This is a genomic window from Ignavigranum ruoffiae (assembly GCF_900110675.1).
Taxonomy (GTDB): Bacteria; Bacillota; Bacilli; order Lactobacillales; family Aerococcaceae; genus Ignavigranum; species Ignavigranum ruoffiae.
On record NZ_FOEN01000003.1, the window covers coordinates 111,797 to 135,423 of the forward strand.

Consider the following 23,627-nt stretch of genomic DNA (forward strand, 5'->3'; position numbering starts at 1 on the left):
CCTTCTCAAGTTATCTTACATTTATTATACTAAAAAAAATACTCAAAGTAAATATCCCACTCCCCTGTCGCCAAACAATCGGAGTGAGATAACACAAAAACAACCCCATAATAGGGACTATTTTATGTACCCTATTATATCAAATTTTGCACCGATAGAATAGGAGTAATAAACATGTCTGTATCTAAAGACAAAAAAACGAAAAAATGGATGTGTCGAGTATCGTATAAAGATTGCGGTAAGTATAAACAAGTAACCAGGAAAGGATTTGATACAAAGAAAGAAGCATTGCTAAAAGAATCGGATATTTTATTAAACATAGAAAATGGTAAAGATATTGATGATAACCCAAGAGAAATCTTAACGCTTCACAAATACTTCGAACATTGGATATACACATACAAAATAGACAGAGGTCTTAGCAAAAGCACGGAAAGCAAATATTTATTTACATTAAATTTAGTAGAAGACTATTTTGGAAATACCCCAATAAATGCTATAACACGAACCATGTATCAAGATTTTATTGATCAAAGAGGCAAAGATAGATCTAAAGATACCGTTGAAAAAACACATAATTATATCAGGTCATGTGTACAAGATGCGCTTCACGATGGGATAATAGAAAAAGATTTTACATATAAAACGTTACTTTCTTATGACATTAAAGAAAAAACAAGCGCAGAAAAATATTGGGACTTAAACGAATTCGAAAAAATAATAAAATTTGTTTCTAACGAATTAAAGCAAACGGCAGCAATTATTTTAATCTCTGCCTTAACCGGCCTCAGAATGGGGGAAGTATTCGGTTTAAGTTGGGACGATATCGATTTTAAAGAAAAAACATTAAGCGTCAATCGTGGATTTGATTATGTAAAAACAAACAGATTTACAGATGGTAAAACAGATTCATCCATAAGAACAATCATCATTAACGATGAATTAATCTTATATCTAAAAAAATACAAACTAGTTTACGGCAAAGATAACAATTGCTATTTGTTTATAGATAAAATAGCAAAACGTTATCAACCAGCTATTAGCTATACAGCAGTTCGTAAATATTTAGAACGCACTTGCAAATTTCTAGGAATTAGAAATAGATCTCCGCACGCTTTAAGGCATACCCATTGTTCAGTGCTACTAGCTGAAGGAATAGACCTTAGTTACATTTCACAAAGGTTAGGACATAAAACGTTGAATGAAACCATTAGAACGTATTCGCATATTATTAAAGAAAAAGCGCAAAAAGAGGATACCAAGGTTATTGATGTTTTAGAAAACATATCTAACTAACATAGCAAATATATCATTTTGCACCCACAAAAAAATTGGGTGCAAAATAGTGCAAAATTATTTTATTTTCTTATGAATTCTTCTGAATTCTCAAAAATAAAAATAAGCTACAAACGCCTATGTAACAACGTTCTAGCTTATTCTTATATTTTCTTATATTAAGTTAGGATGCCGACTGCAGGGTTCGAACCTGTGACCTACGCGTTACGAGTGCGTTGCTCTACCAACTGAGCTAAGTCGGCACAAAAAATGACCTGTGCAGGAATCGAACCTGCGACCCACTGATTAAAAGTCAGTTGCTCTACCGACTGAGCTAACAAGTCATAATTACGACAAGCATTACTATAACTTAAATAGGCCATGCTTGTCAATATTTGTCAGGAAATTTTTAAGCGGGTCCCGAATAAACTACTATGTCAGAACCATTTTTTCCGTTTAAAGTACCATATCAATACCAAGGCGACCACAATACAGATGATCCAAAACATGGCGTAGCCAAATTCCCAGCGTATTTCAGGAAATTCAACAAAGTTCATCCCATAAACCCCAGCCAAGAAGGTCAATGGCGTGAATATGGTCGCAATCACAGTCAAGGTTTGCATGATTTCATTCATCCGATTATTAACTCGAGCTAAGTGCGAATCATACAAGTTGGAACATAGGCCTCGATACAACTCAACCATCTCATTCAATTGACTCATATCTTCATAAACATCATGGAAATATTTTTGCGTATCTTCATCGATCATGGCATGTTTACCCCGTGTGAGGCTACCAATCGCTGTTCGCATCGGCCATAGGCCTTTCTTGAGCGAAAGCAAATACTTATTAATATGGTTGATTTTCTCAATCGAATCTTGATCATCCCCATCTAGAATTTCCTCTTCCAATTCATCTAGATAATAGTCAATATGTTCAAAGATTTCCATATAAGATTCCATGACCGCATCAATTAAGTAATACATCAACATGGCTGTCCCATGCTCATTAATGACTGATTTGGCATGGAGCTGAGAAATCACCCAACTAAATATGCCATGACCTTCAGGTTCAATCGTGATTAATAAATTGTCATAAAGGATAAACTGAATACTTTCATTAATAATATCTTGATTGCGGTCCATCCGGGTCAATACTAACAGTAGGGATAGATAATTCTTAAATTCTTGAAACTTGGACCGGAGATTACTTTCTTCGTCTTCCACAATCATCAAAGGGTGCCAGTCAAAATAATCTAACAATTGATTGGAGATCTGTTCGGGATCGTCTGTTTGAATCGATAACCAGTAATGGTGATCGGAATTATCCACCTCTAACTTGTCGAGATTATCGAGAGTTCGCCGATACAAATAATCAGTATTATATTCATACAGTTTAATCCGTGTTCCCATAAGAACTCCTTTCTTATTGAATAGCTTTATTCTGACTTGCCATGGATTGATACTGATTAAGGTCGACCAGAACCTGACCGATAACGTTGATAATGAACGGGGTCTTTCTTGTAGAAATCTTGATGATAATCCTCAGCTGGATAGAAAGGCCCTGCTGGTTCAATTGGGGTAATAATAGGTTGATCATAACGGCCACTTTGACTCAAGGCTTTTTTAGAAGCTTCGGCTAATTGTTTTTGTTCTGGCGTTGTATAGAAGATGACTGGGCGATAAGAATCGCCACGATCGACAAATTGACCGCCGGCATCTGTCGGATCACTCACTTGCCAATAAATCTCTAATAACTTCTCATAGGAAATTTTGCTAGGGTCATAAGTTATTTCAACTGCTTCTGTATGCCCAGTTTCTCCCGAACATACTTGTCGATAAGTAGGATTTTCTGTATGGCCTCCCGTATAACCAGAGACCACTGAGATTACCCCATCCCATTGATCAAAGGGATGTACCATACACCAGAAACAACCTCCGGCAAATATTGCTTTTTCTTCCATAATATCGCCCCTTTATCTTAATTAAATAAATCTGTAAAGAATTTTCGCGTGGCTTCCCAAGATGCATCAACCGTCTGACCAATTCCTTTGACAGTCTTTTCAAACCAATTGACTTCTTCGATGCTGGTCTTTACTTTTACTGATACTGTATTCCCTGTTGATAATTTAAGAAATTTACTTTTTTGTCCTTCCACATCAATCACCATCTGACCAATTTCCGTTCCTGCTTTCACAGGAGCCTGTAATTTCCCATTTGGATCCATGATTTCTTCATTGGCCATGAAATGATAGGTCATCCTCGGAGCCGTATCGATAATGGGCGTAGCTAGAACCAGCGCTTCACCGTATTCTAAGCTAGCATAATCGTCTTTTCCATCATTTACTTTAACTTGAGCCATCTGGGTAACTTCCTGTCCTTGGCGAATGACTGGCGTACTGACATACATTGCATAGACTGCATCTAGCAACTTTTTGCTTTCATTATATCTTCGATTTGAATCTTTGTGATCTGTTCCTAAGACGACACTTAAGACAGCCAGACCATTCTTTTCAGCAGTTATCATCGCTGAATAGCCATCTTTGGCTGAAGCTCCAAGAAATAATCCACTAACACCAGGATATTCTTGTCCCCCATCAGCTAACATTTCATTCGGCGAAGACATCTCATAGGGATCGTCTGTATCTTGCTTAAAAACGGCCTCGCCTTGTTGGCTATATTCTAACAATTCAGGAAAGACTTGTAAAAGATGAAAGCTTGCCGTTGCACAAGCTGCAGCAGACATCTTATTCACAGAACCTTGATCCATCGTTTCCGGATCACCTGGATCAAAATCACTGGCTAAGCCGGTACAATTATATATCTCCGCTCCATCATATTCCCATTCTGCAAGCTGAGCACGCATTTCTTTTACAAAGGCTTGTTCACTCCCTGAATGAAATTCAGCCAAGGCTAACATAGAACCATTAGCTCCAGTAACCGCGACACTTTCAACCAGTTCCTCAACCGTATAATTAAAATCTTGACGCAAGGGTACGTTATAAATATCGTAATCCTGACTTAAATCGTAGGCCTGATCTGAAATTGGTACCGAGTCTGATAATTGAATTTCTCCATTATCAACGGCCTTTAAGATTAAGTAAAGTGACAAGGCTTTTGATAGGGCACCCACTTCAACATTCTCCTGGCTATCTTGTTCGGCAAGAATTTGGCCAACTTGCAAATCAATGACCATAGCCCCTTTGGCTTTTACCTTTACCTCTGTTTGAGCCATGGCCATGGACCAAGGGCTGAAGCAAGCCAAACACAGGCTTAGGAGACTCAGTAATATGAACTTAGATTTCAGAATTTTCATCCGTCTCCCCTTTCTTGATCTTCTTTGGCATCGTCATTCGAAAGACCGTCTCATTATTCTCAACCAACGCATAAATCTCGCCTTGATGTAGGTGAATCATATTCTTGACGATGGCTAACCCCAGTCCAGAACCCGGTTCCTTGGCATTTCTTGATTTCTCGGTTCGATAAGAACGTTCGAAGATCTTATCTTCCTCGCCAGCTTCAAGAACCTGTCCATTATTACGAACTTCAAAAATATTTTGCTGCTGTTCTACCTGCTCATAAGCAATTAAGCGGATTCGGTCGGCTCCATGACCATATTTAATCGCATTGGAAATTAAATTGGCGAAGACGCGAGCCATTTTATCCGCATCAAAACACACTTGCAAATCTGCAGGTTCGACTTCAACTACGATATTAATTCCTTTCTCTTGAGCTGTGAGTTCAAATTCGGCAGCCAGTTGTTCCAAGTAGAAATAAATAGGAATTTCTACACATTGAATGTGATAGCTTTGTTGCAATGAATCCGTATATAGAAACAAGTCTTCTACCAATGTCTTCATGGTTTTTGCCTTTTTATAGGCTATATTAATATAATGTTCTTTTTGTTTCTCTGTATCATATTTATGATTCACAATTACATCCAGATAACCTATGGTTGAAGTCAATGGAGTGCGAATATCATGGCTGACATTAGCTATCAGCTCATCCTTGGTCTTCTCATATTTCTTTTGGTTATCTAAGGCCTGAACGGTGGCGTCAACCAATTGGTTGATACTCCAGACCACGGGTTGTAGTTGGGTATTCTGAATTTCGGGCACTCGTGTATCAAAGTTTCCTTCAGCAATATAATGTAAATGCTGGATAATCTTATCTAATTGAATATAATTATATTTCCTATGCACCCGACGGTAGGTCATGGAGAAACCGATTGCCATCACCAAAAGGGTAAAAACAAAATAAACTTTCCCATCATTAATGTTCACACCGACATTATCCAGAAAATACTCATAAATATTGGTTCCCGCTATTGGAAGGGCAATTAATAATGGATAGCCGATAATCGCAGCAAAATAGATAATAAAGACATTGGTTAAAACCCCAATGCCCGTCATAAATAATTCTATTTTTTGTGTCTTGCTTAGAGCCACGGAAGGAAGAGAATTTATCTTAGGCTTCAATTTTGTACCCCACACCCCATACTGTCTGAACTACTTTATTACCACCGGTCGCTTCAGCAAGTTTATCCCGTAGATGGCTCACATGGACCATGACCGTCTTAGCGGACATTTGTCCTTCTTGTTGCCACACTTCATCAAAAATATTCTCAGCCGAGAATACTTTATTCGGATTGCTCGCTAACAAATATAGAATACCGAATTCAGATGCCGTCAATTGGATATCCTTACCATCGGTCGTTCGCACTTGATGCGAGTCTTTAGCAATCACTAAGGGCCCGACTTCCAGCAGATTACTATCTTTGCTAACTTCTGCATAATTATATTGGCGACGCAATAAGGATTTCACCCGAGCCATGACTTCCGATGGATTGAAAGGCTTCACCACATAATCGTCTGCCCCCGAAAGTAGACCTAATATTTTATCATTGTCTGAAGATTTAGCACTAACGATTAAGACTGGAATAGAAATTCCTTGGTTGCGCATTTTTTCGACGACTTCCAGCCCGTCCATTTCGGGCATCATAATATCTAGGATTGCTAGGCCGATATCATTCTGACTGAGAAGTTGTTCCCAGGCTGCTCGGCCATCATTGACAGGAATCACTTGGTATCCTTCACTCTTTAAATATATAGACAACAGATCAACAATTTCTTGTTCATCATCCGCAATTAAGATACGCATACTTTATCATCCCCTTACTTGTAAGTTCATTCCCTATTATACCCTATTCCTCATTGATTTTTAAGTTTATTTAGAAAGCTAGCCATAATGTAAAAAATATGTAAAAAAAGAAAGCCAAGCCTTACCCAGGCCCAGCTCCTTTTGATACAAATTATTGACGAGAATAGTTTGGTGCTTCTTTAGTAATGTTAACATCATGCGGGTGAGATTCAATTAACCCAGCTCCCGACATCCGAACGAATTGAGCTTCTTCTCGTAAGCTTTCCAGATTTTTAGCACCGACATAGCCCATACCTGAGCGTAATCCGCCGACCATTTGGAAAATAATATCTTTCACGCTACCTTTATAAGCCACACGACCTTCAATGCCTTCAGGAACTAATTTATTGGCTTCGGTCTTAGATTGGAAGTAACGATCAGAAGATCCCTTCTCCATAGCTGCTAATGAACCCATACCGCGGTATGTTTTGAACCGTCGTCCTTGATAAATTTCAAATTCACCAGGGGATTCGTCAGTTCCTGCTAACATAGATCCTAACATAACTGCATGTCCGCCAGCCGCTAAGGCCTTCACAATATCCCCAGAATATTTAATGCCGCCATCGGCGATAATCGTCTTGCCGAATTCTTTGGCTGCACTTGCTGCTTCGTATATAGCTGTCAGTTGAGGAACACCCACACCAGCCACGACCCGTGTCGTACAGATTGATCCCGGTCCAATACCGACTTTAACTACATCTACACCTGTTTCAAATAAGGCGCGTGCTCCTTCGGCGGTAGCCACGTTCCCAGCTATAATGGTCACGTTTGGATAAGTTTGACGAATTTCTTTGATTTTTCGAATCACGCCTGCGCTATGACCATGGGCAGTATCAACCACAATCGCATCAACTTGTTGTTCAATCAACGCTTTGGCACGTTCAAAGGTATCTTGCGTAATGCCGATGGCAGCGGCTACTAACAAGCGACCTTGCTCATCTTTAGCAGCATTAGGATATTCTACGACTTTTTCAATATCTTTGACGGTAATTAAACCGGACAATTTACCCGCTTCATCAACTAAAGGTAATTTCTCAATCCGATGTTGATGAAGAATTTCCTTGGCTTCATCTAAGGAAGTTCCGATCGGAGCAGTCACTAAACCTTCGCGGGTCATCGCTGATTCGATGCGTTGGGAGAAATCAGTGATGAAGCGCATGTCTCGGTTGGTAATAATTCCAACTAAGGTTAAGTCATCTTCATCTTTAACAATCGGCACCCCACTAATCCGATATTTAGACATAAGTGCTTCAGCATCTTGAACCGTATGTTCAGGCGTCAAATAGAATGGATCGAAGATAACTCCATTCTCTGATCGTTTGACTTTACGAACTTCTTCGGCTTGATCAGCAATTGACATATTCTTATGGATGACTCCTAGACCCCCTTGGCGAGCCATCGCGATTGCCATCACAGAATCAGTGACTGTATCCATTGACGCAGAAATAATTGGGATGGTTAATTTTAGTTTTGGCGCCAATTCAATCGAAAGATCCACATCGTTAGGTAAGACTTCACTTGCAGCTGGCACTAACAATACATCATCAAAAGTATATCCTTCACGTTTAAATTTGCTTTCCCATGGGGTCATGTATCTTCCTCCTATAAATTATTCTTGCTTAATTTGAACTAAGGTATCACGTTTGGCCAGAGAGTTCAACCGAAAAACTAATAATTAATCAAATTCTTAGAAAATCGTACGGATTTTAGCTCAATTTCATATTAGTTTAAAGAAAAAAGCCTGCTAAATGCAGACTTTCTCCTGTGTTAGAATACGCCACCTTTAATATTATAGCGCCGACGAAGATAAAAGCGCAGGGCGAAAGTGACCCCACCAATCATCATATAAATAACCCCTGGCAGAACCGGGTTAATTGATCTCGGTAAGATGACTACACTGAAGGAAACTATTAAGAACCAAGATACCATAGTTAAGATAGAAACGAGGAAATAACGTAAATATCCTTTCTTGCCTTTTTCAGCATCGGGATTTGGCAAGTTTTTGGCGGTCATTAGCATGGCAAAACCAGCCACAATATAATTGATAATCATAGTAATGACACCCATATAGGTTTGAGTGTTGGCTTTGTCTGTTGCCATGACCATAGAAAGTCCTGATACAAAGGTAAAGAGAGAACCTAAGAACAAGGCCCCATCAATACCAATTAATAAATCACTGGACGGAGCTTGTTCTGCTTCCATTTTATGAGTCAATTCTTGATCACGAATCACCTGTGCCAGTTCAGTGGGCGTCCCATAAATATGTTTAGCAGTTTGTGAGTGTTCTTGACCGGCTAAGAGGGTCTCTACAATTTCTTCAAAGACTTTACGACGGACTTCAAAATGCATTTCATTATGCAGTTGCCGATCTAAAGTAACAATGAATTGTTGGTTTTTATTCGTTAAGCGGTCAAAATTTTTCTGCGTAACCCCAGCCATAATTTCTTTGGACTCATTGGCTTCCATCTCATTCGCTTGAGGCTCTTCAACCTGATCAATTTCTTCCTGTTGGACAATTTCTTCTAGCTGAGCCTCTTCTAGCTCAGTTGTTTTTTGGCTTTCTTCCAGACTTGGATCAGCCTGAGCCGTCGATTGTTTTTCTAAGTTTTTCTTTTCTTCACTCATATTATTCTCCTTTAAACATTGAATCTGAACAGCATAATATCACCGTCTTGAACCAGGTAATCCTTACCTTCAGAGCGGTAACGTCCAGCTTCCTTCACCGCATGTTCGCTACCGTATTTCATCAGATCTTCATAGGACATAGTCTCTGCTCGGATGAAGCCGCGCTCAAAATCACTATGAATGACGCCAGCAGCTTGTGGAGCTTTCATACCCAATTTGAAGGTCCAAGCTCGGACCTCTTGGACACCGGCAGTGAAATAAGTTCCCAGCCCTAACAAGGCATAAGAAGCTTGAATTAATCGATCAAGTCCGGATTCTTCCAGGCCAAAATCAGCCAGAAATTCTGCCTTTTCCGCTTCATCTAATAAGGCAATTTCTTCTTCTAATGAGGCACAGACTGGCACCACTTGAGCCCCTTGCTCTTCCGCCAAAGCTTGAACGGCTTGTAAATGAGGATTTGAGCTTGGATCAGCCACTTCATCTTCTCCAATATTAGCCACGTAAAGCATTTTTTTGCGAGTTAATAAGAATAGACTCTTGACAATCGGCTCTTGCTCTTTGCTGAATTCCACACTATTGGCTAAACGATTTGCTTCTAAGGCTTCTTTTAATTTCTCCAGAACTTCAAGTTCAGCCATGGCTTCGGCATTTTTTGCTTTAGCCATCTTACTTGTCTTACTCAATCTTTTATCGATGGATTCCAAGTCTGCCAAGATTAATTCTAAATTAATCGTCTCAATATCTGATACAGGATCAACTCGGCCATCAACATGAGTAATATTATCATCTTCAAAACATCTTACCACTTGACAGATAGCATCGACTTGCCGAATATTGGCCAAGAATTTATTTCCTAGTCCCTCACCCTTACTGGCTCCCTTAACAATACCGGCAATGTCGGTAAATTCAAATGTCGTTGGCACTGTCTTCTTGGGTTGTACAATCTGGGTAATATCATCTAATCGCTTATCTGGTACTTCTACAACACCGACATTGGGATCAATCGTTGCAAAAGGATAATTTGCCGCTTCAACACCAGCTTTGGTAATCGCATTAAAAAGGGTCGATTTACCAACATTAGGTAAGCCTACAATTCCGGCCGTTAATGGCATAATTCAATCACACTCTCTTCTTTAATCTTGCTTAGCTTTTTCGATAACTTTTTTTAATTTTTTCTCGAAATTGCGTCGAGTCATGGTAACAATATGGTCACAATTCTGACAGCGAATCCGTATATCCATACCCATTCGAATGATCTGCCAACGATTTGTTTGGCAAGCATGGGGTTTCTTCATTTCTACGATATCAAATTTATCATAATCTTTGGTTTGCACTTCGCTCACCTCTTTATATCTAATCTAAACTGCTAAATTTGGATATTAAGAATATCCAAAATCCGCATCAAATCTGACTCCGAGAAGAATTCGATCTCAATCTTCCCTTTATTTCCTCTTTGAGAAATATTGGTTTGAGTTCCTAAGAATTCCTCAATATGTTGTTCAATCTCGATAATATGTTGGGGCTTTGTAGGTGTTTTTTTAGCCTTTTTTTCTTTACGAGGTTCTTGTTTCTGATTTAACTGTTGGACCAAATCTTCTAATTGGCGGACGGTTAATTTTTCCTTAATGACTTTTTTAGCTAAATTAGGTAGTTGGCTTTTGTCCTTTAAAGCTAGAAGGGTCCGAGCTTGGCCCATGGATAATTCTTCTTGATTGACCATAGTTTTAACGGCTTCAGGCAAAGAAAGCAAGCGTAAATAGTTCGCAATATAAGGTCGGCTTTTACCAATCCGTTCGGCCACTTCCACTTGGGTCAGATTTAATTTATCCATTAAGACATTATAAGCCTCTGCTTCTTCAAGTGGACTCAAGTCTTCCCGTTGTAAGTTCTCTACCACTGCAATTTCGATCATCCGTTCTTCATCCAGTTGACGAATAATCGCGGGTATGGTTGTTTTCCCAGCCATACGACTGGCACGAACTCGTCGTTCACCCGCAATTAATTCATAACCTTTGATAGAAGATTGTCTTAGAATCACCGGTTGAAAAACGCCAGATTGTTTAATCGACTCAGCCAATTCAGCTAAAGCTTCCTCATTGAAGTGTTTCCGAGGTTGATAAGGGTTGGGACGGATCTCTGCTAAAGCAATCTCCTCAACCACTTCATTCTCATTGGGAGTTTCTTCATAAGCTTCAAAGAGGACGTCAATCCCCCGACCCAATCCACTACGTTTCTTTGATTTATTGGTCATTGGCAATCACTTCCTTTGCTAATTCCATATACATCTCAGCTCCTCGCGAACGCGGATCATAATCAATAACGGATTGGCCATAGGAAGGGGCTTCAGACAAGCGAATATTACGCGGAATTAAGGTCTTGTAGACTTTCTCTTGGAAATATTTTTTGACTTCTTCTACCACTTCAAAACCTAAATTCGTTCGGGCATCCAGCATCGTAATCAATACACCCTCAATGCGGAAGTTACGGTTATAAGATCTTTGGACTAAACGAATCGTATTTAATAACTGTGTTAATCCCTCTAAGGCATAATATTCGGCCTGAACCGGTATTAAGATGGTATCCGCAGCAGTAAAGGCATTAATTGATAATTGTCCTAAAGACGGTGGGCAATCCACCAAAATATAATCATACTGATCACGCACCGGCTCTATCGCTTGTTTTAGACGGGCTTCTCGATTCTTGACGCCGACTAATTCAAGTTCGGCCGCCGCTAACTGAATATTAGAAGGAACAATATCTAAGCCTTTGGCGCTTGTTTCCAAAATAACCGATTCTAGTGGGACTTCATTCACCAATACCTCATATAAACTTTGTTTGACTTGACCTCTTTCAACACCTAAACCACTGGTCGCGTTTCCCTGTGAATCCGAATCGATAATTAATACTTTTTTACCTAAAGAAGCAAGGGCTGCCCCTAGGTTGACGGTCGTTGTAGTTTTACCAACGCCTCCTTTTTGATTACCTACGGCAATCATTCTTCCCATAATATCGTCCTCCTTTAGTCTCACTACAGTGGTTGCTTATTTGGTTTTCCTGGTCGTCGTGGGTATTTATTAGGTGTATCGAGGGTCTTACGGATATCTATGATCGCCCGATAACTTTCTTCTTGAGGTAACGTCTCATGAAATTCTGCTTCGAATTTACCCCCTAATAAAGTGATGGCCCGTTTAGCTTCAATCAGCTCATTATGAGCATCTTGTCCTTTCAAGGCAATAAAGTGACCGCCTTTTTTGACAAAAGGAAGGCAGAGCTCGACTAAAATATTTAAAGAAGCGACGGCCCGCGCAGTTGCCAGATCATACTGACCACGGTAAGCCTGATCTTGACCGGCTTCTTCAGCCCGAGCATGAACCGCCTCAACCCCAGTCAAACCCAAATCAGCCACTAATTCATTTAAGAAATTTATGCGTTTGTTCAGCGAATCAATAATGGTTAATTGAATATCTGGACGGATAATTTTAATCGGAATACTAGGGAATCCTGCGCCAGCGCCTACATCGACAACTTTCGCAGCTTCAGGAATCTCCACCCACCATAAAGGTACTAATGAATCATAAAAATGCTTTAAATATACCTCATCATGTTCGGTGATGGCTGTGAGATTGATTTTTTGATTCCATTCAACTAACAATGAAAAGTATCGATCAAATTGTTGAAGCTGTTTTTCCGAAAGTTGGATGTTTTTTTCCGCCAAAGCCTGTATAAATTTTTCTTCGTTCAATCTCAAGCTCCTCCGTTAAAATTTGTGAAACAATAATGTTTCACACATGCCTACTATAGCGAAATTTATAAAGAATAGCAACCTCTACTGATAAATTATTCACCATACTGAAGCGAACTTTTTGTTCAAAATATTTTGTCGGCAAAACTAAAGATTTTATTGGAAAAAATTCAAACTTATGATTTTTCTGTGAAGAAAACCTTTCCAAAACACTTATGGTATCATATAAGCTCAATTCATAATGTCTTTAACTTTCTTAATAATTATTTCTAGACTCTTTCTTAGTATCTTTATTAAGTCTTCATGGCTAGTCGCTATACTTTAGATAGTGAGATAAGGAAAGATACTATCTCAGAAAATTAAATAAAAATTGAATAAAGTCGTTTGTTACTTTGGCACAACTGTCGTTCTCTGAGTTCATGTCATACTATATAAAGGAGGAGAAAAGACATGCAAAACTTGAAAAAAGTATTAGCGTTCACTTCCTCAAGTTTAATCTTGCTTGGAAGTATTCCCGTGATTAATGCTCAGGAAACAACTACCGTCTCTGAAACCTCTGAAACAGAAACTATTGAAAGCAGTCAAACTATGACAGAAGAAACTTCTATTGAAGAAGAAAATTCCCCACAAGAAAATGCTGAAACTGTCAATCCTACCACGACTGTCCAAGTATTGGTCAACGGGGAACCAATCCCTCAAGGAATGGGGGTAAGTATTGAGAGCAAAACTATTGGCGTTGACTTAAGACCTGTTGATAGTCAAAGTCAATTTGAAATAAACTATGCTAGTGGGGAATATCAAGTCCAATTAGTCTCTGCTGAAGGAATTCCTATCGAAACTGAAGGGAGTCAGGGTGTTCTAGTCGTGCCGGAAGAGGGTGGACCTGTCACGCTACACTTTGAATTAGCGGAAGAGCTCACTCAAACTCTGGTACTCAACCTATATCTAAATGATCTAGCCGTCGAACCTGGCTCACGACTCATATTAACGCAACAAAATGGTGAACAAGACTATATCTTAGAAGAACAAGGGCAAATTGAACTTGACCTCGTTCCTGGCGAATACATGGCCAAACTGATTTCTGCCGATGGTACAAAGATTTCTAATAAGTTAAAATTCTCAGTGGACAAAGATACAGACGTCAAAAATCTGTTCTTCTCAACTTATGATGTTCCGTCATTTACTGAATATCCCGTTCAAACCACTCTCGATCAAGATCTTGTAGAAACAGGTTGGTTTGTTAAAGTTTATTCTGATGAAGAAGTCTACACCTACACTGTGGGTGAAGAAGGTGAATTTACGATAGCACTAGAAACTGGAGAATATCAAACCGTTCTTTACAATAAAGATGGTAAATATATTGATGAGGCACCCCTGATCATTCCAGAATCAGGTGGCACGCTGAATATAAATTATCATAGTAAAGATGCCGCGCCTGTTGATCCAATTGGTATTAACTATACGGTTCGAGGTTTCTTAAATGATGAACCTCTCGGTGAAGGCGCCTTAATTAAAATAATTACCGAAAATGATACATACAGCTTTATGGCTGACGCTGAGGGTTACATCCCCCTTGATTTATTACCAGGTGACTATCAATTAAATCTATATAACATTAAAGGTCAACATTACGCGACCAGTTATCTAACAATTCCGGAAGAAGGTGGCGAGTTAACGGCTATCTTTACGAGTCCTCAAGAAAATCTACCAGTAAATTACACGGTATCAGCCTATCTCAACGATCAATTACTCACCGATCCATACGTCATTAAAGTGGATACTCCTTCAGGTGTTTATTCATATAAGGTGAATGAAGCAGGCTTGGTACCATTAGACTTGTTACCAGGCGAATACAAAACAACCCTATATGGGCTTGAAGGACAAGCTTTAGCAGAAGCCTATTTAGAAATTCCAGAGAATGGAGGAGAGCTCAGCCTAAACTATTATGTCGATGCAAATAAACCCACTCAACCCGGTTTACCAGGCAATAGCGAAGGCGAAGGTTCCTCAACCGAATCTTCAAATCAAGCCCAACTTCCTAATACAGGAGAAAGTCAAATAGGTAACTACCTAAGTTTATCAGGATTCTCTTTAATAGGAGCCATTGGTTTACTCTTAAAGAAATTTAAACACTAATCAAATAGCATCAGTTAACTAACTCTTGCTATAAAATCGCATAGAACCCCCTTCATTCCTAACTGGTTTGAAGGGGGTTCTGATTTTAATTATTTTTTTATCATTCCAGTGATTGAACGGGTAATCATCCGGCCTAATTCACGTCCAACAGAGGACATCATATTCTTGGTAAAGCGATCGAAATTAGAATCAGTCCGTCGGCTAGACCTGCTGGTCTCTGTTTTTTCTTTTTTGGCCGGAGCTTCTTCAACTTCCTTTTGGGCTTTGGTCGCTTTTTCTGCTTCAGCAGCTTGAATTAAAGCTTGCTCTTGTTCTTGAGTCGCTTTAAGAATTTGTTCATGAGCACTTTCTCGGTTAACGGGTTCGTCATATTTATCCATCAAGGCAGATCGATTAATAATTTGTAAAATTAAGGAAGGATCAATGGTGCCAATCTTTGACATCGGTGGATAAATCATAACCTTATCGGCAATACTTGGCGTGCCATCAGCTTGTAAAGTCGAAATCACTGCCTCGCCTACCTGTAAATTCTGAATGACTTGGCTTAAATCCGCTTGATCATCTTGTCGGAAGGTCTCTGCCACGACTTTCACGGTCTTAATCTCCTTAGGAGTAAAGGCACGTAAACCATGCTGAATTCGATTCCCTAATTGATTAGCTACCGAATCAGGAATATCCGTCGGATTCTGGGTAACGAAGAAGACTCCGATCCCTTTGGATCGAATGAGTCGAACGACAAGTTCAATCTTATCCACTAAAGCTTGTGGAGTATCTTTAAAGAGGGTATGGGCTTCATCAAAGAAGAAGACCAATTTAGGTTGTTGGAGATCACCCTCTTCCGGAAGATTCTCATATAAATCAGAAAGTAATGCAAAAAGCACCATCGCATATAAGGTAGGAAGTTTATATAACTCTTTGGCATTGAGAATATTAATCATTCCTAAACCTTGATCGTTAGTTCGGAAGAGATCCTGAACTTCTAAACTCGGTTCGCCAAAAAATTTATCGGCTCCCTGCTGCTCTAAGACCACTAAGCTTCTTAATATAGCTCCTACCGAACTTTTGGCAATGTTGCCATAATGTTGACTTAATTCGCTGGCATGGTCAGCTACATAATTGAGCATGGCACGAAGATCCATTAAATCAATCAGTAATAAACTTTGTTTATCTGCTACATCAAAGACTATATTTAATATACTTTCTTGAACATCATTGAGGCCTAGAATTTTGGTCAGAAGAATCGGCCCAATTTCAGAGACGGTAAAGCGCAAAGGCAAGCCTTCCTCAGCTAATACATCCCAAATTTCAATGGGGAAACTTTGACGTTCATAATCCGTATAATGAGTATCGGTTAAACGCTGACTTAGATCTTCACTTTGATTTTCCTCAGCCAAGCTCATGATGTCACCCTTGACATCAGAAAGAAATACAGGAACTCCTGCTCGACTCAGTTGTTCAGCCAAGACTTTCAGGGTAATCGTCTTACCCGTCCCGGTAGCACCGGCTATAATGCCATGACGGTTCAACTTATCCAAATGTAATTGCGCAACTTCTTTACCAAAGCCAAATTGAATTGATTCTGCCATTGTCTCTTCCTCCATCAGATTTAGTCATCCTTATCTTACCATATCTACCCTGTGAACAGGATAAGAAAGATACTGACAAATTCTCTGATTAAGCTAAATTTTTTAAAGCTTCTCGTTGACTGAGAGAACTCATCTTTGAAGCACGCTCTTGCACAAATTTTTTGACCCATTCTGGATCCGTTTTGGCATATTCTCGTAACGCCCAACCAATTGCTTTGTTAAAAAAAATTCCTGACTCTCTAGATTATTATCAATGCCTTTACTTAACAATGTTAGATCAGTGCCTTCTTTCAAGCCTAATTGATGAATAATTGAAGTACGAACTAACCAAATGTTCTCCGCTTGAGACCAAGTTAAGATTTGTGCTTCCAGCGAAGGATATTTGTGAACCAGAGTTCCTACTCTTTTAACCAGAACATCTACTGAATCCCACCATGATTTATCGACAATAAATTGCTGTAACTGATCAAGATCTTCTTCTAGCAGATAGTTTTCGACTGATTTTAGGTAATCCGCGGCTATATACTGAGCCTCTCTAAAATCTAAGGCCCATAAATCTCTAACCATTGGCCAATCAATATAAGGGGACACTTGTTCTTGATATCTTTGACGAACCTCTAACTTGGCCTGATGTAGCCAAGCACGACTCAATTCCCGTCTCTGTGGGGCTTTGATTCCCAAGAATTTAAATTGATTTTTCTGATAGGCTGCCATCCCTTTGGCTACCGTCAAATCTTCGTGGTCAAGCAGGGTCGAGATCAGAGTATCCAGATTTTGCATAATTCCTCCTAAGAATAAAACATCTTTAGCAAACCTGACAGAATGTAAGCCAAGCAAAATAGACCGATGTATTGTCCTATTTTAGAAGTAAGTGCTTCTCTTTCCTTAGTCAGGGACTTCAATGATTGAAAAGAACCAGACTGAAGCATCACAAGAAATATTATCAAAACGGTTCCATAAAAATAATATTTAATCTGATAAAACGCTAGCAGGATTCCTAAAACAAAACCACAAATAAATGAGAGTAGCTTGGCCAACACATTATGCACCTTTTCTTTTTGTAATATCATTTATTTTAACATAATCAGGTAACTAGTGATTTAACCAGCCATGATAACGCGCAATATTCAGTGCTTCGATTCGCGATTGTGCTCCCGTTTTACTTAATATTGAGGAAATATAGTTACGAATGGTCCCTTGACTCAAAAATAATTGATCCGCAATAGATTGAGTGGCCAATCCTTGATCTAGTTTTAACAGAATTTCTTGTTCGCGCGGGGTTAACGGATTACGTTCTGCCCGTAACACATGACGAACCAGCTTGGGATCATAAACAGTATCACCATCTATGACGGCGTGAATTGTTTCAATTAAATGTTCAGTTGGACTATCTTTCAATAAATAGCCTTTGACATCTGCCTCTACCGCCTGTTCAAAGTAATCTTGTTTGGCAAAAGTCGTCAAGATAATCACTAATACCGCTGGTTTCTCATCTTTTAAACGATGTGCCAGCTCTAATCCTGTCATATGAGGCATCTCGATATCCAATATGGCCACATCAACGGCTAAGTGATTGATCTCCCTGAGCGCAGTTTCTCCATCCAGAGCGGAACCAAGAATATTAAGGTCCTCTTCTAAGTCTAACAAACTCACCAAGGCTGAATTTAACATGACTTGATCTTCGGCAATATATAGATTAATCACGTTCTCCCTCCTTTATCGGTAATTCAACCTTTAATAGACAACCCTTGTCACCAGAGATAAATAGCTTTCCTCGCGCTTTTTCAATCCGTGAAATCATCCCTTTAATACCAAAAGAGGGCTCAAAGGAAGCTGATAAACCGACTCCATTATCATGAATATTCATCCAATAGGTATTTCCTTGGCCAAAGCTTACCTCAACTTTCTGTGCTTGACTATGACGCACCACATTATTAAAGGCTTCTTTTAAAACAGCTCCCATTATATACTGAATTTCAAGGGGCCAATTTCGAGAAATTTCTTCATCTTTCGTTATTAGAATAATTTCGGCTTGTCCTAACTGATTTTGATTTTCAATTAAGACTGAAGCAATGGTTGTTTCGTGCAGATTGCCAACAATGTTTCTAACCAAATTCAGATGGTCGCGAGACGTCTGGGCAATTTCTAGTAATTCTTTCTGAGCTTTAACTGGATCTTTCTGCAAAAGTTTACTAGCTAATTCAGCCTTTAAGGCAATCATCGAATAAGATTGACCCAGATTATCATGGAGGTCGCGGGCAATACGCTCTCTTTCACCTTGACGAATGATAGTTTCTAAACGCTGGCGATTTAGATTCAAATCATTGATTTTATGTTGATAAGAATACAAATAACGAGCAAAAAAGGGAGAAACGAGAACAACGAATAAGCCGAAAAATAACCAACCCCATTCAAATTGGATTTGAAAGTTAACCAATATTAGGGCAAACAGACTTGCTATGAGTACAAAAGCATAATAAATATTTAAATATTTTCGAAAAAGGCTCTCTTTTATCTGCCAAAAAGGAAATTGCCAACCCGTATAAATAAAAATCGAAATGTAACCTGAAGGAATCGCGACAATCGTGGCCAAGATTAATTGAATGAATAGATTTTGACTGTTTTGATAAGCGTCAAAATAGCCCTGCCGATAAAAATATAAGTAAGTGAGGACCAATAAAAAATATAAAAAACGCAGTGGCTCCGGGTAAAACCAACTGGTATAAAGCATGGGAATCAAAAAGAGTAAATAAAAATAAGCAAACAAGCCCATGGGTGGAGGAATCAAAATATATTTTCTAAACCAATTTTTCATGAAGTTTTCGGCTCCTTATAAGGTATCCACTTTACCAAGACCAAAATCAATAAACTTAAACCCAGCGCCCAGCTCAGTAAATGAAGTAATAATGCAACACTCATTTGACCTTGATGAATAAATTGTCGACAAAGAGCAGCAGATTGGTATGTTGGTAATAATTTGCCGATGTCTTGTAACCAGCCTGGCATGATTTCAATCGGCCACCATAGACCCCCTAGAATTGCTAAGGGAAAGACTAACAAGTTAGTTAAGATATTGACTAATAAACTATTATTTAATTGGGCCAACAGGATACCCAAGAGAGAGAAGATAGCACTGGCAAATAATGAAAATACTAGCAAGACTAAATACGATAACAAGGGCAAAGATACCTGGTTTAAGAAAAATGCCAAGGAAGAAATTAGCATAAAAATCAAAGCATTCAAGGAGAAATAAACCAAAACCAGCATCCAATAATAATAAAATTTCGATTTAGGACTTAAAATTACAAATAAATCGAAATAATCCTGATGATCTTTGACTAAACTGCTTGATATTACTTGAATCGAAGTAATCAAATTTCCATAAATAATCATACTAATCATATAGTCAAGTTGCCAAATTTTCAACATCTCTGCGGACATCTCCCAGGCAAACACTCGCGTATATAAATAGTAAAAGAAAATTGGGAAAATTAAGGCGGCAATATAACTCTTTAAATCACGTAAAACCAACCTTTTGAAATGCAACTCGAATTGGTTAATAAATGGTTTCATCTACTTACCTCCTTCAAATAGATTGAAAATAGTTTCTAAAGAAGTCGCTTTAATTTCTATATGTTTAATATGATTTAAATAGGGGTAGAGTTCGGCCAACAAGTTTATAGTCTCCTGGGTTTTAATATTATACCTATGATCCAGTTCCTCTAATGAAAGCACAGAAGGCAGTTGCTTAAAGACGTCGCTGGTTAAATCACTGACAAAAGATACACTGACAGCTCCAAATTGATTCCTTAATTCTTGTAAATTACCGTCAAAAGCGATTTGGCCTTTGGAAAGAATTAATATTCGGTTCGCTACTGACTCAAGTTCATCCAGATAGTGACTCGTAATGAAAATTGTTTTCCCCTTCATTTTAAGCAGAGTGATCTGTTCCCAGAAAATTTGCCGGCTCAGACTATCCATAGAAGGTGTAGGTTCATCAAGAAAGATTAATTGCGGGTCACCCACCATCGCTAAAACAAAATTAAATCTTCGAAGTTCCCCTCCGGATAATTGATTCACTTCCTTCTTTTGTAAATTTTCTAATTCGCCAAGTTCAATGAGTTCATTGTAAGGAAGCGGATGGGCATAATGGCTTTGAACAAGTCGAATGGCTTCATAGACTGTTAAGTTTCGTAATCGAAAATTATCCTGCAACATCATGGCTGTTCTTTCACGTACTATGGCATTCATTTTTGAATAACCAAATAAATTAACTTTGCCAGAATCTGCTTTCAGTAAACCATTGATTATTTTAATTAATGTGGATTTACCCGCCCCATTTCTACCGAGTAAAGCAATAATTTCACCTTGATTTACCTTTAAATTGACATCCGTTAATACTTTATCTTTCTTAAAAGATTTAGCTAAGTGTTCAATTTTCATAATTTCTTGCATAAGCTCCCCTCCTTTTGGCTTAATTATAAAATGAAAGCCCGCTCTATCCTAGACACAGCTATCATGACTTTCTTATGACAAATGTCATATCTTTATCAGACAAACGAAAAAAACGCCTATTTGTACTGTTTAAAATACAAATAAGCGTTTTATTTAATAACAATTATTTTAATATTTATATACTTTACGGCTTGTCTTTGATTCGGGCGATATTTCGATAGGGTTGAGATAAATACACAGAAAGAATAGCTATATCCGCTGGGTTAACCCCACTGACACGACTAGCTTGTCCTAAACTAGTTGGTGAAATACGCTTCAAGCGATCTCTCGCTTCGTTGGCTAAGTTAGGAATTTGGTCCCAATCGATATCCTCTGGGATTTGTTTTTCTTCTAAGGACTTCATCTTATCCACATTTCGTTGGGCTTTTGCAATATAACCGGCATATTTTATTTGAATCGAAACTTGTTCAGCCGTTTGTCGATCTAAGATCGGTCCCTCTTTAGGAATCAATTGAACCAAATCTTGATAATGAATTTCAGGACGTTTCAACAATTCGCTAGCCAAGATACCATCTTTAAGAGGTGTTGAATTTACCCGTTCGAATAATTCGGCTAGACCAGGGGTCGACGGTTTAATTCTTACCTGCTCAAGGCGTTCAATTTCTTCTTGAACCTGAGCATGTTTCTTCAAGTACTGACGGTAACGATGTTCGTCCACTAAACCAATCTTATACCCTTTTGACGTTAAGCGTAAGTCAGCGTTATCGTGACGTAAGAGCAGACGGTATTCAGCTCGTGAAGTCAGCAAGCGATAAGGTTCCGCCGTTCCTTTAGTCACTAAATCATCAATCATTACACCAATATAAGCCTCATCTCTTCGCAAGATAAACGGCTCTTTCCCTTGAACTTTCAAGGCGGCGTTAATCCCAGCAATGAGACCTTGTCCGGCTGCTTCTTCATAACCGGATGTACCGTTCATTTGACCAGCGGTAAATAATCCTGGGAAATCTTTCAATTCTAGACTAAGACCCAGTTGATAAGGCATCACCACATCATATTCAATGGCATAGCCGGGTCGCATTAAGCGAGCTTGTTCTAAACCCTTGACGGTCTTAAGCATTCCTAGCTGGACATCTTCCGGCATAGAGGTTGATAAACCTTGGATATACATTTCTTTAGTGTGCAACCCTTCAGGCTCGATAAAGATTTGATGTCTAGGTTTATCAGCGAATCGCACTATCTTATCTTCAATCGACGGACAGTAACGGGCTCCAACTCCTTCAACCATTCCTGAGAACATCGGAGCTCGATCCAGATTGTCTCGGATTAGTGCATGGGTTTGACTATTGGTATGAGTCAGCCAGCAAGGTTCGCCTGGTCCCTTATAAGCACTATCTTCAGTGAGATAAGAAAAGTGATTAGCTTGTTCGTCACCCGGTTGGATTTCTGTTTCCTCAAAATTTACGGAATCACGGTGGACGCGCATTGGAGTTCCAGTTTTGAATCGAACCAATTCAATCCCTAATTCTAATAAATGTTCAGATAACTTAATCGAAGGAATTGTGTTGTTGGGTCCCGAAGAATAAGCTAAATCTCCAATTAAAATCCGTCCTCGCGAAGAAGTCCCAGCTGTGAGGACAACGGCATCACTATAATACATAGCCCCTGTACTAGTAATAACCCCTTTGATGACCCCTTCTTCGACAATTAATCGTTCAACTAAACCTTGTTTTAAGGTTAAATGTTCGGTATCTTCTAATGTCTGACGCATTAAGCTTGCGTAGGCTTGTTTATCTGCTTGGGCCCTCAAGGCTTGCACTGCGGGTCCCTTAGAAGTATTTAACATTCTCATTTGAATATACGTTTGATCAATGTTTTGGCCCATTTGCCCACCTAGAGCATCAATTTCTCGCACAACGACCCCTTTAGCTGGCCCCCCAATGGAGGGATTACAAGGCATAAAGGCAACCATTTCTAAGTTTAAAGTTAGCAAAAGTGTCTCAACACCCATTCTGGCACTGGCTAAGGCTGCTTCAGAACCAGCATGGCCGGCACCTACGACGATAACTTGATAATGTCCGGCTTCAAAAGTTTTCACAGTATTATTTTCACTCCTTTATTTATTGAAATCAACGGAATAGGTTTGTAATTGACCGGCTTCATCATAAACAAATTTAGCAGAGAAATAATCAATTGACCGATCTAGCACCCAATCTAAGTAGATATAGTCTCCTTGCCAAGTAGGTTTTTCAAAGACTTGATCATAGTCGACCCAATAGAGAGTCCCTTCATCAGAGTCGAAGTTGACCTTTCCTTCAAAATCAGTCACTCGGTAGACAAAGCTGTACCAATCTTCGCCATCATGTTGAAAATTGGGAAAACTAATAAATCCTCGCAAATCTAATTTTGTAGCAGTTAAACCTGTCTCTTCTTTAATCTCCCGGATTGCACATTCTTCAGGTGTTTCTCCTGGCTCGAATTTCCCGCCAACACTAATATATTTGCCCCAATGATAATCATTTTCTTTCTTATTTCGTAAGAGTAATAGCAATTGTGAGCCATTATCAATATAACAAATGGTAGAAAGTTTGGTCATCGTCTTGTCCGCCT

21 protein-coding genes, 2 tRNA genes and 1 pseudogene are annotated in these 23,627 nt (G+C 39.0%); 2 read left to right on the forward strand and 22 right to left on the reverse strand.

Annotated elements, in window-relative coordinates:
- Positions 1 to 174 precede the first annotated feature (174 nt).
- Positions 175 to 1,296, forward strand: a complete 1,122-nt coding sequence (locus BMX34_RS03705; protein WP_092570920.1) for a site-specific integrase — start codon at positions 175 to 177, stop codon at positions 1,294 to 1,296.
- A 169-nt stretch (positions 1,297 to 1,465) separates the two neighbouring features.
- On the opposite strand, the gene BMX34_RS03710 is transcribed toward BMX34_RS03705, so the two are convergent.
- From BMX34_RS03710 to rsmG, 14 genes are all read right to left on the reverse strand, one after another.
- Positions 1,466 to 1,538 (reverse strand) — tRNA-Thr (locus BMX34_RS03710).
- An 8-nt stretch (positions 1,539 to 1,546) separates the two neighbouring features.
- Positions 1,547 to 1,619 (reverse strand) — tRNA-Lys (locus BMX34_RS03715).
- 93 nt (positions 1,620 to 1,712) lie between these two features.
- The gene (corA, locus tag BMX34_RS03720; RefSeq protein ID WP_092570922.1) at positions 1,713 to 2,687 is read right to left on the reverse strand and encodes a magnesium/cobalt transporter CorA; all 975 of its coding nucleotides are present in this window, start codon (positions 2,685 to 2,687) and stop codon (positions 1,713 to 1,715) included.
- A gap of 56 nt (positions 2,688 to 2,743) precedes the next feature.
- Positions 2,744 to 3,238 (reverse strand): peptide-methionine (S)-S-oxide reductase MsrA, encoded by a 495-nt coding sequence (msrA, locus tag BMX34_RS03725; RefSeq protein ID WP_092570924.1) that lies wholly within the window; start codon positions 3,236 to 3,238, stop codon positions 2,744 to 2,746.
- 17 nt (positions 3,239 to 3,255) lie between these two features.
- The gene (locus tag BMX34_RS03730; protein ID WP_092570926.1) at positions 3,256 to 4,590 is read right to left on the reverse strand and encodes a D-alanyl-D-alanine carboxypeptidase family protein; all 1,335 of its coding nucleotides are present in this window, start codon (positions 4,588 to 4,590) and stop codon (positions 3,256 to 3,258) included.
- Positions 4,571 to 5,752, reverse strand: coding sequence for a sensor histidine kinase (locus BMX34_RS03735; RefSeq protein WP_092570928.1), 1,182 nt, complete (start codon positions 5,750 to 5,752; stop codon positions 4,571 to 4,573). Before BMX34_RS03735 ends, BMX34_RS03730 begins: the two co-directional genes overlap by 20 nt.
- Entirely contained in the window at positions 5,742 to 6,434 is a 693-nt protein-coding gene (locus BMX34_RS03740) for a response regulator transcription factor (RefSeq protein ID WP_092570930.1), read from the reverse strand. The genes BMX34_RS03735 and BMX34_RS03740 overlap by 11 nt, the downstream gene beginning before the upstream one ends.
- 151 nt (positions 6,435 to 6,585) lie before the next feature.
- Positions 6,586 to 8,064 carry an IMP dehydrogenase gene (guaB, locus tag BMX34_RS03745; RefSeq protein ID WP_092570932.1) on the reverse strand — a complete coding sequence of 493 codons (1,479 nt, stop codon included), beginning with the start codon at positions 8,062 to 8,064 and terminating at the stop codon, positions 6,586 to 6,588.
- A 176-nt stretch (positions 8,065 to 8,240) separates the two neighbouring features.
- A complete protein-coding gene (locus BMX34_RS03750; RefSeq protein WP_092570933.1) occupies positions 8,241 to 9,098 on the reverse strand; it encodes a DUF1129 domain-containing protein in 858 nt (285 codons plus the stop codon).
- An 11-nt stretch (positions 9,099 to 9,109) separates the two neighbouring features.
- Positions 9,110 to 10,210, reverse strand: coding sequence for a redox-regulated ATPase YchF (gene ychF / locus BMX34_RS03755; RefSeq protein ID WP_092570935.1), 1,101 nt, complete (start codon positions 10,208 to 10,210; stop codon positions 9,110 to 9,112).
- A gap of 21 nt (positions 10,211 to 10,231) precedes the next feature.
- Positions 10,232 to 10,393 carry a DUF951 domain-containing protein gene (locus tag BMX34_RS03760; RefSeq protein ID WP_092571069.1) on the reverse strand — a complete coding sequence of 54 codons (162 nt, stop codon included), beginning with the start codon at positions 10,391 to 10,393 and terminating at the stop codon, positions 10,232 to 10,234.
- 71 nt (positions 10,394 to 10,464) lie between these two features.
- Positions 10,465 to 11,349 (reverse strand): ParB/RepB/Spo0J family partition protein, encoded by an 885-nt coding sequence (locus tag BMX34_RS03765; RefSeq protein ID WP_092570937.1) that lies wholly within the window; start codon positions 11,347 to 11,349, stop codon positions 10,465 to 10,467.
- Positions 11,339 to 12,103, reverse strand: a complete 765-nt coding sequence (locus BMX34_RS03770; RefSeq protein ID WP_092570939.1) for a ParA family protein — start codon at positions 12,101 to 12,103, stop codon at positions 11,339 to 11,341. Before BMX34_RS03770 ends, BMX34_RS03765 begins: the two co-directional genes overlap by 11 nt.
- Before the next feature lie 23 nt (positions 12,104 to 12,126).
- The gene (gene rsmG / locus BMX34_RS03775; protein ID WP_092570941.1) at positions 12,127 to 12,840 is read right to left on the reverse strand and encodes a 16S rRNA (guanine(527)-N(7))-methyltransferase RsmG; all 714 of its coding nucleotides are present in this window, start codon (positions 12,838 to 12,840) and stop codon (positions 12,127 to 12,129) included.
- A 450-nt stretch (positions 12,841 to 13,290) separates the two neighbouring features.
- Here rsmG and BMX34_RS03780 point away from each other — a divergent pair, with 450 nt between their 5' ends.
- The gene (locus BMX34_RS03780) at positions 13,291 to 14,976 is read left to right on the forward strand and encodes an LPXTG cell wall anchor domain-containing protein (protein WP_092570943.1); all 1,686 of its coding nucleotides are present in this window, start codon (positions 13,291 to 13,293) and stop codon (positions 14,974 to 14,976) included.
- An 89-nt stretch (positions 14,977 to 15,065) separates the two neighbouring features.
- Here BMX34_RS03780 and BMX34_RS03785 read toward each other — a convergent pair whose 3' ends face one another.
- The 8 genes and pseudogenes from BMX34_RS03785 to BMX34_RS03820 form a co-directional block, all read right to left on the reverse strand.
- Positions 15,066 to 16,562: a helicase HerA-like domain-containing protein gene (locus BMX34_RS03785; RefSeq protein WP_092570945.1), complete on the reverse strand. Its 1,497-nt coding sequence runs from the start codon at positions 16,560 to 16,562 to the stop codon at positions 15,066 to 15,068.
- Between the two features lie 88 nt (positions 16,563 to 16,650).
- A pseudogene (locus tag BMX34_RS03790) lies at positions 16,651 to 17,342 on the reverse strand (DNA alkylation repair protein).
- A 312-nt stretch (positions 17,343 to 17,654) separates the two neighbouring features.
- Positions 17,655 to 18,266: a response regulator transcription factor gene (locus BMX34_RS03795; RefSeq protein WP_092570947.1), complete on the reverse strand. Its 612-nt coding sequence runs from the start codon at positions 18,264 to 18,266 to the stop codon at positions 17,655 to 17,657.
- A complete protein-coding gene (locus BMX34_RS03800) occupies positions 18,259 to 19,377 on the reverse strand; it encodes a sensor histidine kinase (protein WP_092570949.1) in 1,119 nt (372 codons plus the stop codon). Before BMX34_RS03800 ends, BMX34_RS03795 begins: the two co-directional genes overlap by 8 nt.
- Complete coding sequence (locus BMX34_RS03805) at positions 19,374 to 20,135, reverse strand: ABC transporter permease (protein ID WP_092570951.1); 762 nt, start codon at positions 20,133 to 20,135, stop codon at positions 19,374 to 19,376. Before BMX34_RS03805 ends, BMX34_RS03800 begins: the two co-directional genes overlap by 4 nt.
- A complete protein-coding gene (locus tag BMX34_RS03810; RefSeq protein ID WP_092570953.1) occupies positions 20,136 to 21,017 on the reverse strand; it encodes an ABC transporter ATP-binding protein in 882 nt (293 codons plus the stop codon).
- A gap of 184 nt (positions 21,018 to 21,201) precedes the next feature.
- Positions 21,202 to 23,115, reverse strand: a complete 1,914-nt coding sequence (gene mnmG, locus BMX34_RS03815; protein WP_092570955.1) for a tRNA uridine-5-carboxymethylaminomethyl(34) synthesis enzyme MnmG — start codon at positions 23,113 to 23,115, stop codon at positions 21,202 to 21,204.
- Between the two features lie 18 nt (positions 23,116 to 23,133).
- The gene (locus BMX34_RS03820; RefSeq protein WP_092570957.1) at positions 23,134 to 23,613 is read right to left on the reverse strand and encodes an NUDIX hydrolase; all 480 of its coding nucleotides are present in this window, start codon (positions 23,611 to 23,613) and stop codon (positions 23,134 to 23,136) included.
- Positions 23,614 to 23,627 lie beyond the last annotated feature (14 nt).

Excerpts from the sequence above, each read along its gene's own strand:
- BMX34_RS03705 (WP_092570920.1), top strand. The coding sequence starts at position 175 with ATGTCTGTATCTAAAGACAAAAAAACGAAAAAATGGATGTGTCGAGTA.
- corA (WP_092570922.1), bottom strand. The coding sequence starts at position 2,687 with ATGGGAACACGGATTAAACTGTATGAATATAATACTGATTATTTGTAT.
- msrA (WP_092570924.1), bottom strand. The coding sequence starts at position 3,238 with ATGGAAGAAAAAGCAATATTTGCCGGAGGTTGTTTCTGGTGTATGGTA.
- BMX34_RS03730 (WP_092570926.1), bottom strand. The coding sequence starts at position 4,590 with ATGAAAATTCTGAAATCTAAGTTCATATTACTGAGTCTCCTAAGCCTG.
- BMX34_RS03740 (WP_092570930.1), bottom strand. The coding sequence starts at position 6,434 with ATGCGTATCTTAATTGCGGATGATGAACAAGAAATTGTTGATCTGTTG.
- guaB (WP_092570932.1), bottom strand. The coding sequence starts at position 8,064 with ATGACCCCATGGGAAAGCAAATTTAAACGTGAAGGATATACTTTTGAT.
- BMX34_RS03750 (WP_092570933.1), bottom strand. The coding sequence starts at position 9,098 with ATGAGTGAAGAAAAGAAAAACTTAGAAAAACAATCGACGGCTCAGGCT.
- ychF (WP_092570935.1), bottom strand. The coding sequence starts at position 10,210 with ATGCCATTAACGGCCGGAATTGTAGGCTTACCTAATGTTGGTAAATCG.
- BMX34_RS03760 (WP_092571069.1), bottom strand. The coding sequence starts at position 10,393 with ATGAAGAAACCCCATGCTTGCCAAACAAATCGTTGGCAGATCATTCGA.
- BMX34_RS03765 (WP_092570937.1), bottom strand. The coding sequence starts at position 11,349 with ATGACCAATAAATCAAAGAAACGTAGTGGATTGGGTCGGGGGATTGAC.
- BMX34_RS03770 (WP_092570939.1), bottom strand. The coding sequence starts at position 12,103 with ATGGGAAGAATGATTGCCGTAGGTAATCAAAAAGGAGGCGTTGGTAAA.
- BMX34_RS03780 (WP_092570943.1), top strand. The coding sequence starts at position 13,291 with ATGCAAAACTTGAAAAAAGTATTAGCGTTCACTTCCTCAAGTTTAATC.
- BMX34_RS03785 (WP_092570945.1), bottom strand. The coding sequence starts at position 16,562 with ATGGCAGAATCAATTCAATTTGGCTTTGGTAAAGAAGTTGCGCAATTA.
- BMX34_RS03800 (WP_092570949.1), bottom strand. The coding sequence starts at position 19,377 with ATGAAAAATTGGTTTAGAAAATATATTTTGATTCCTCCACCCATGGGC.
- BMX34_RS03805 (WP_092570951.1), bottom strand. The coding sequence starts at position 20,135 with ATGAAACCATTTATTAACCAATTCGAGTTGCATTTCAAAAGGTTGGTT.
- BMX34_RS03810 (WP_092570953.1), bottom strand. The coding sequence starts at position 21,017 with ATGCAAGAAATTATGAAAATTGAACACTTAGCTAAATCTTTTAAGAAA.
- BMX34_RS03820 (WP_092570957.1), bottom strand. The coding sequence starts at position 23,613 with ATGACCAAACTTTCTACCATTTGTTATATTGATAATGGCTCACAATTG.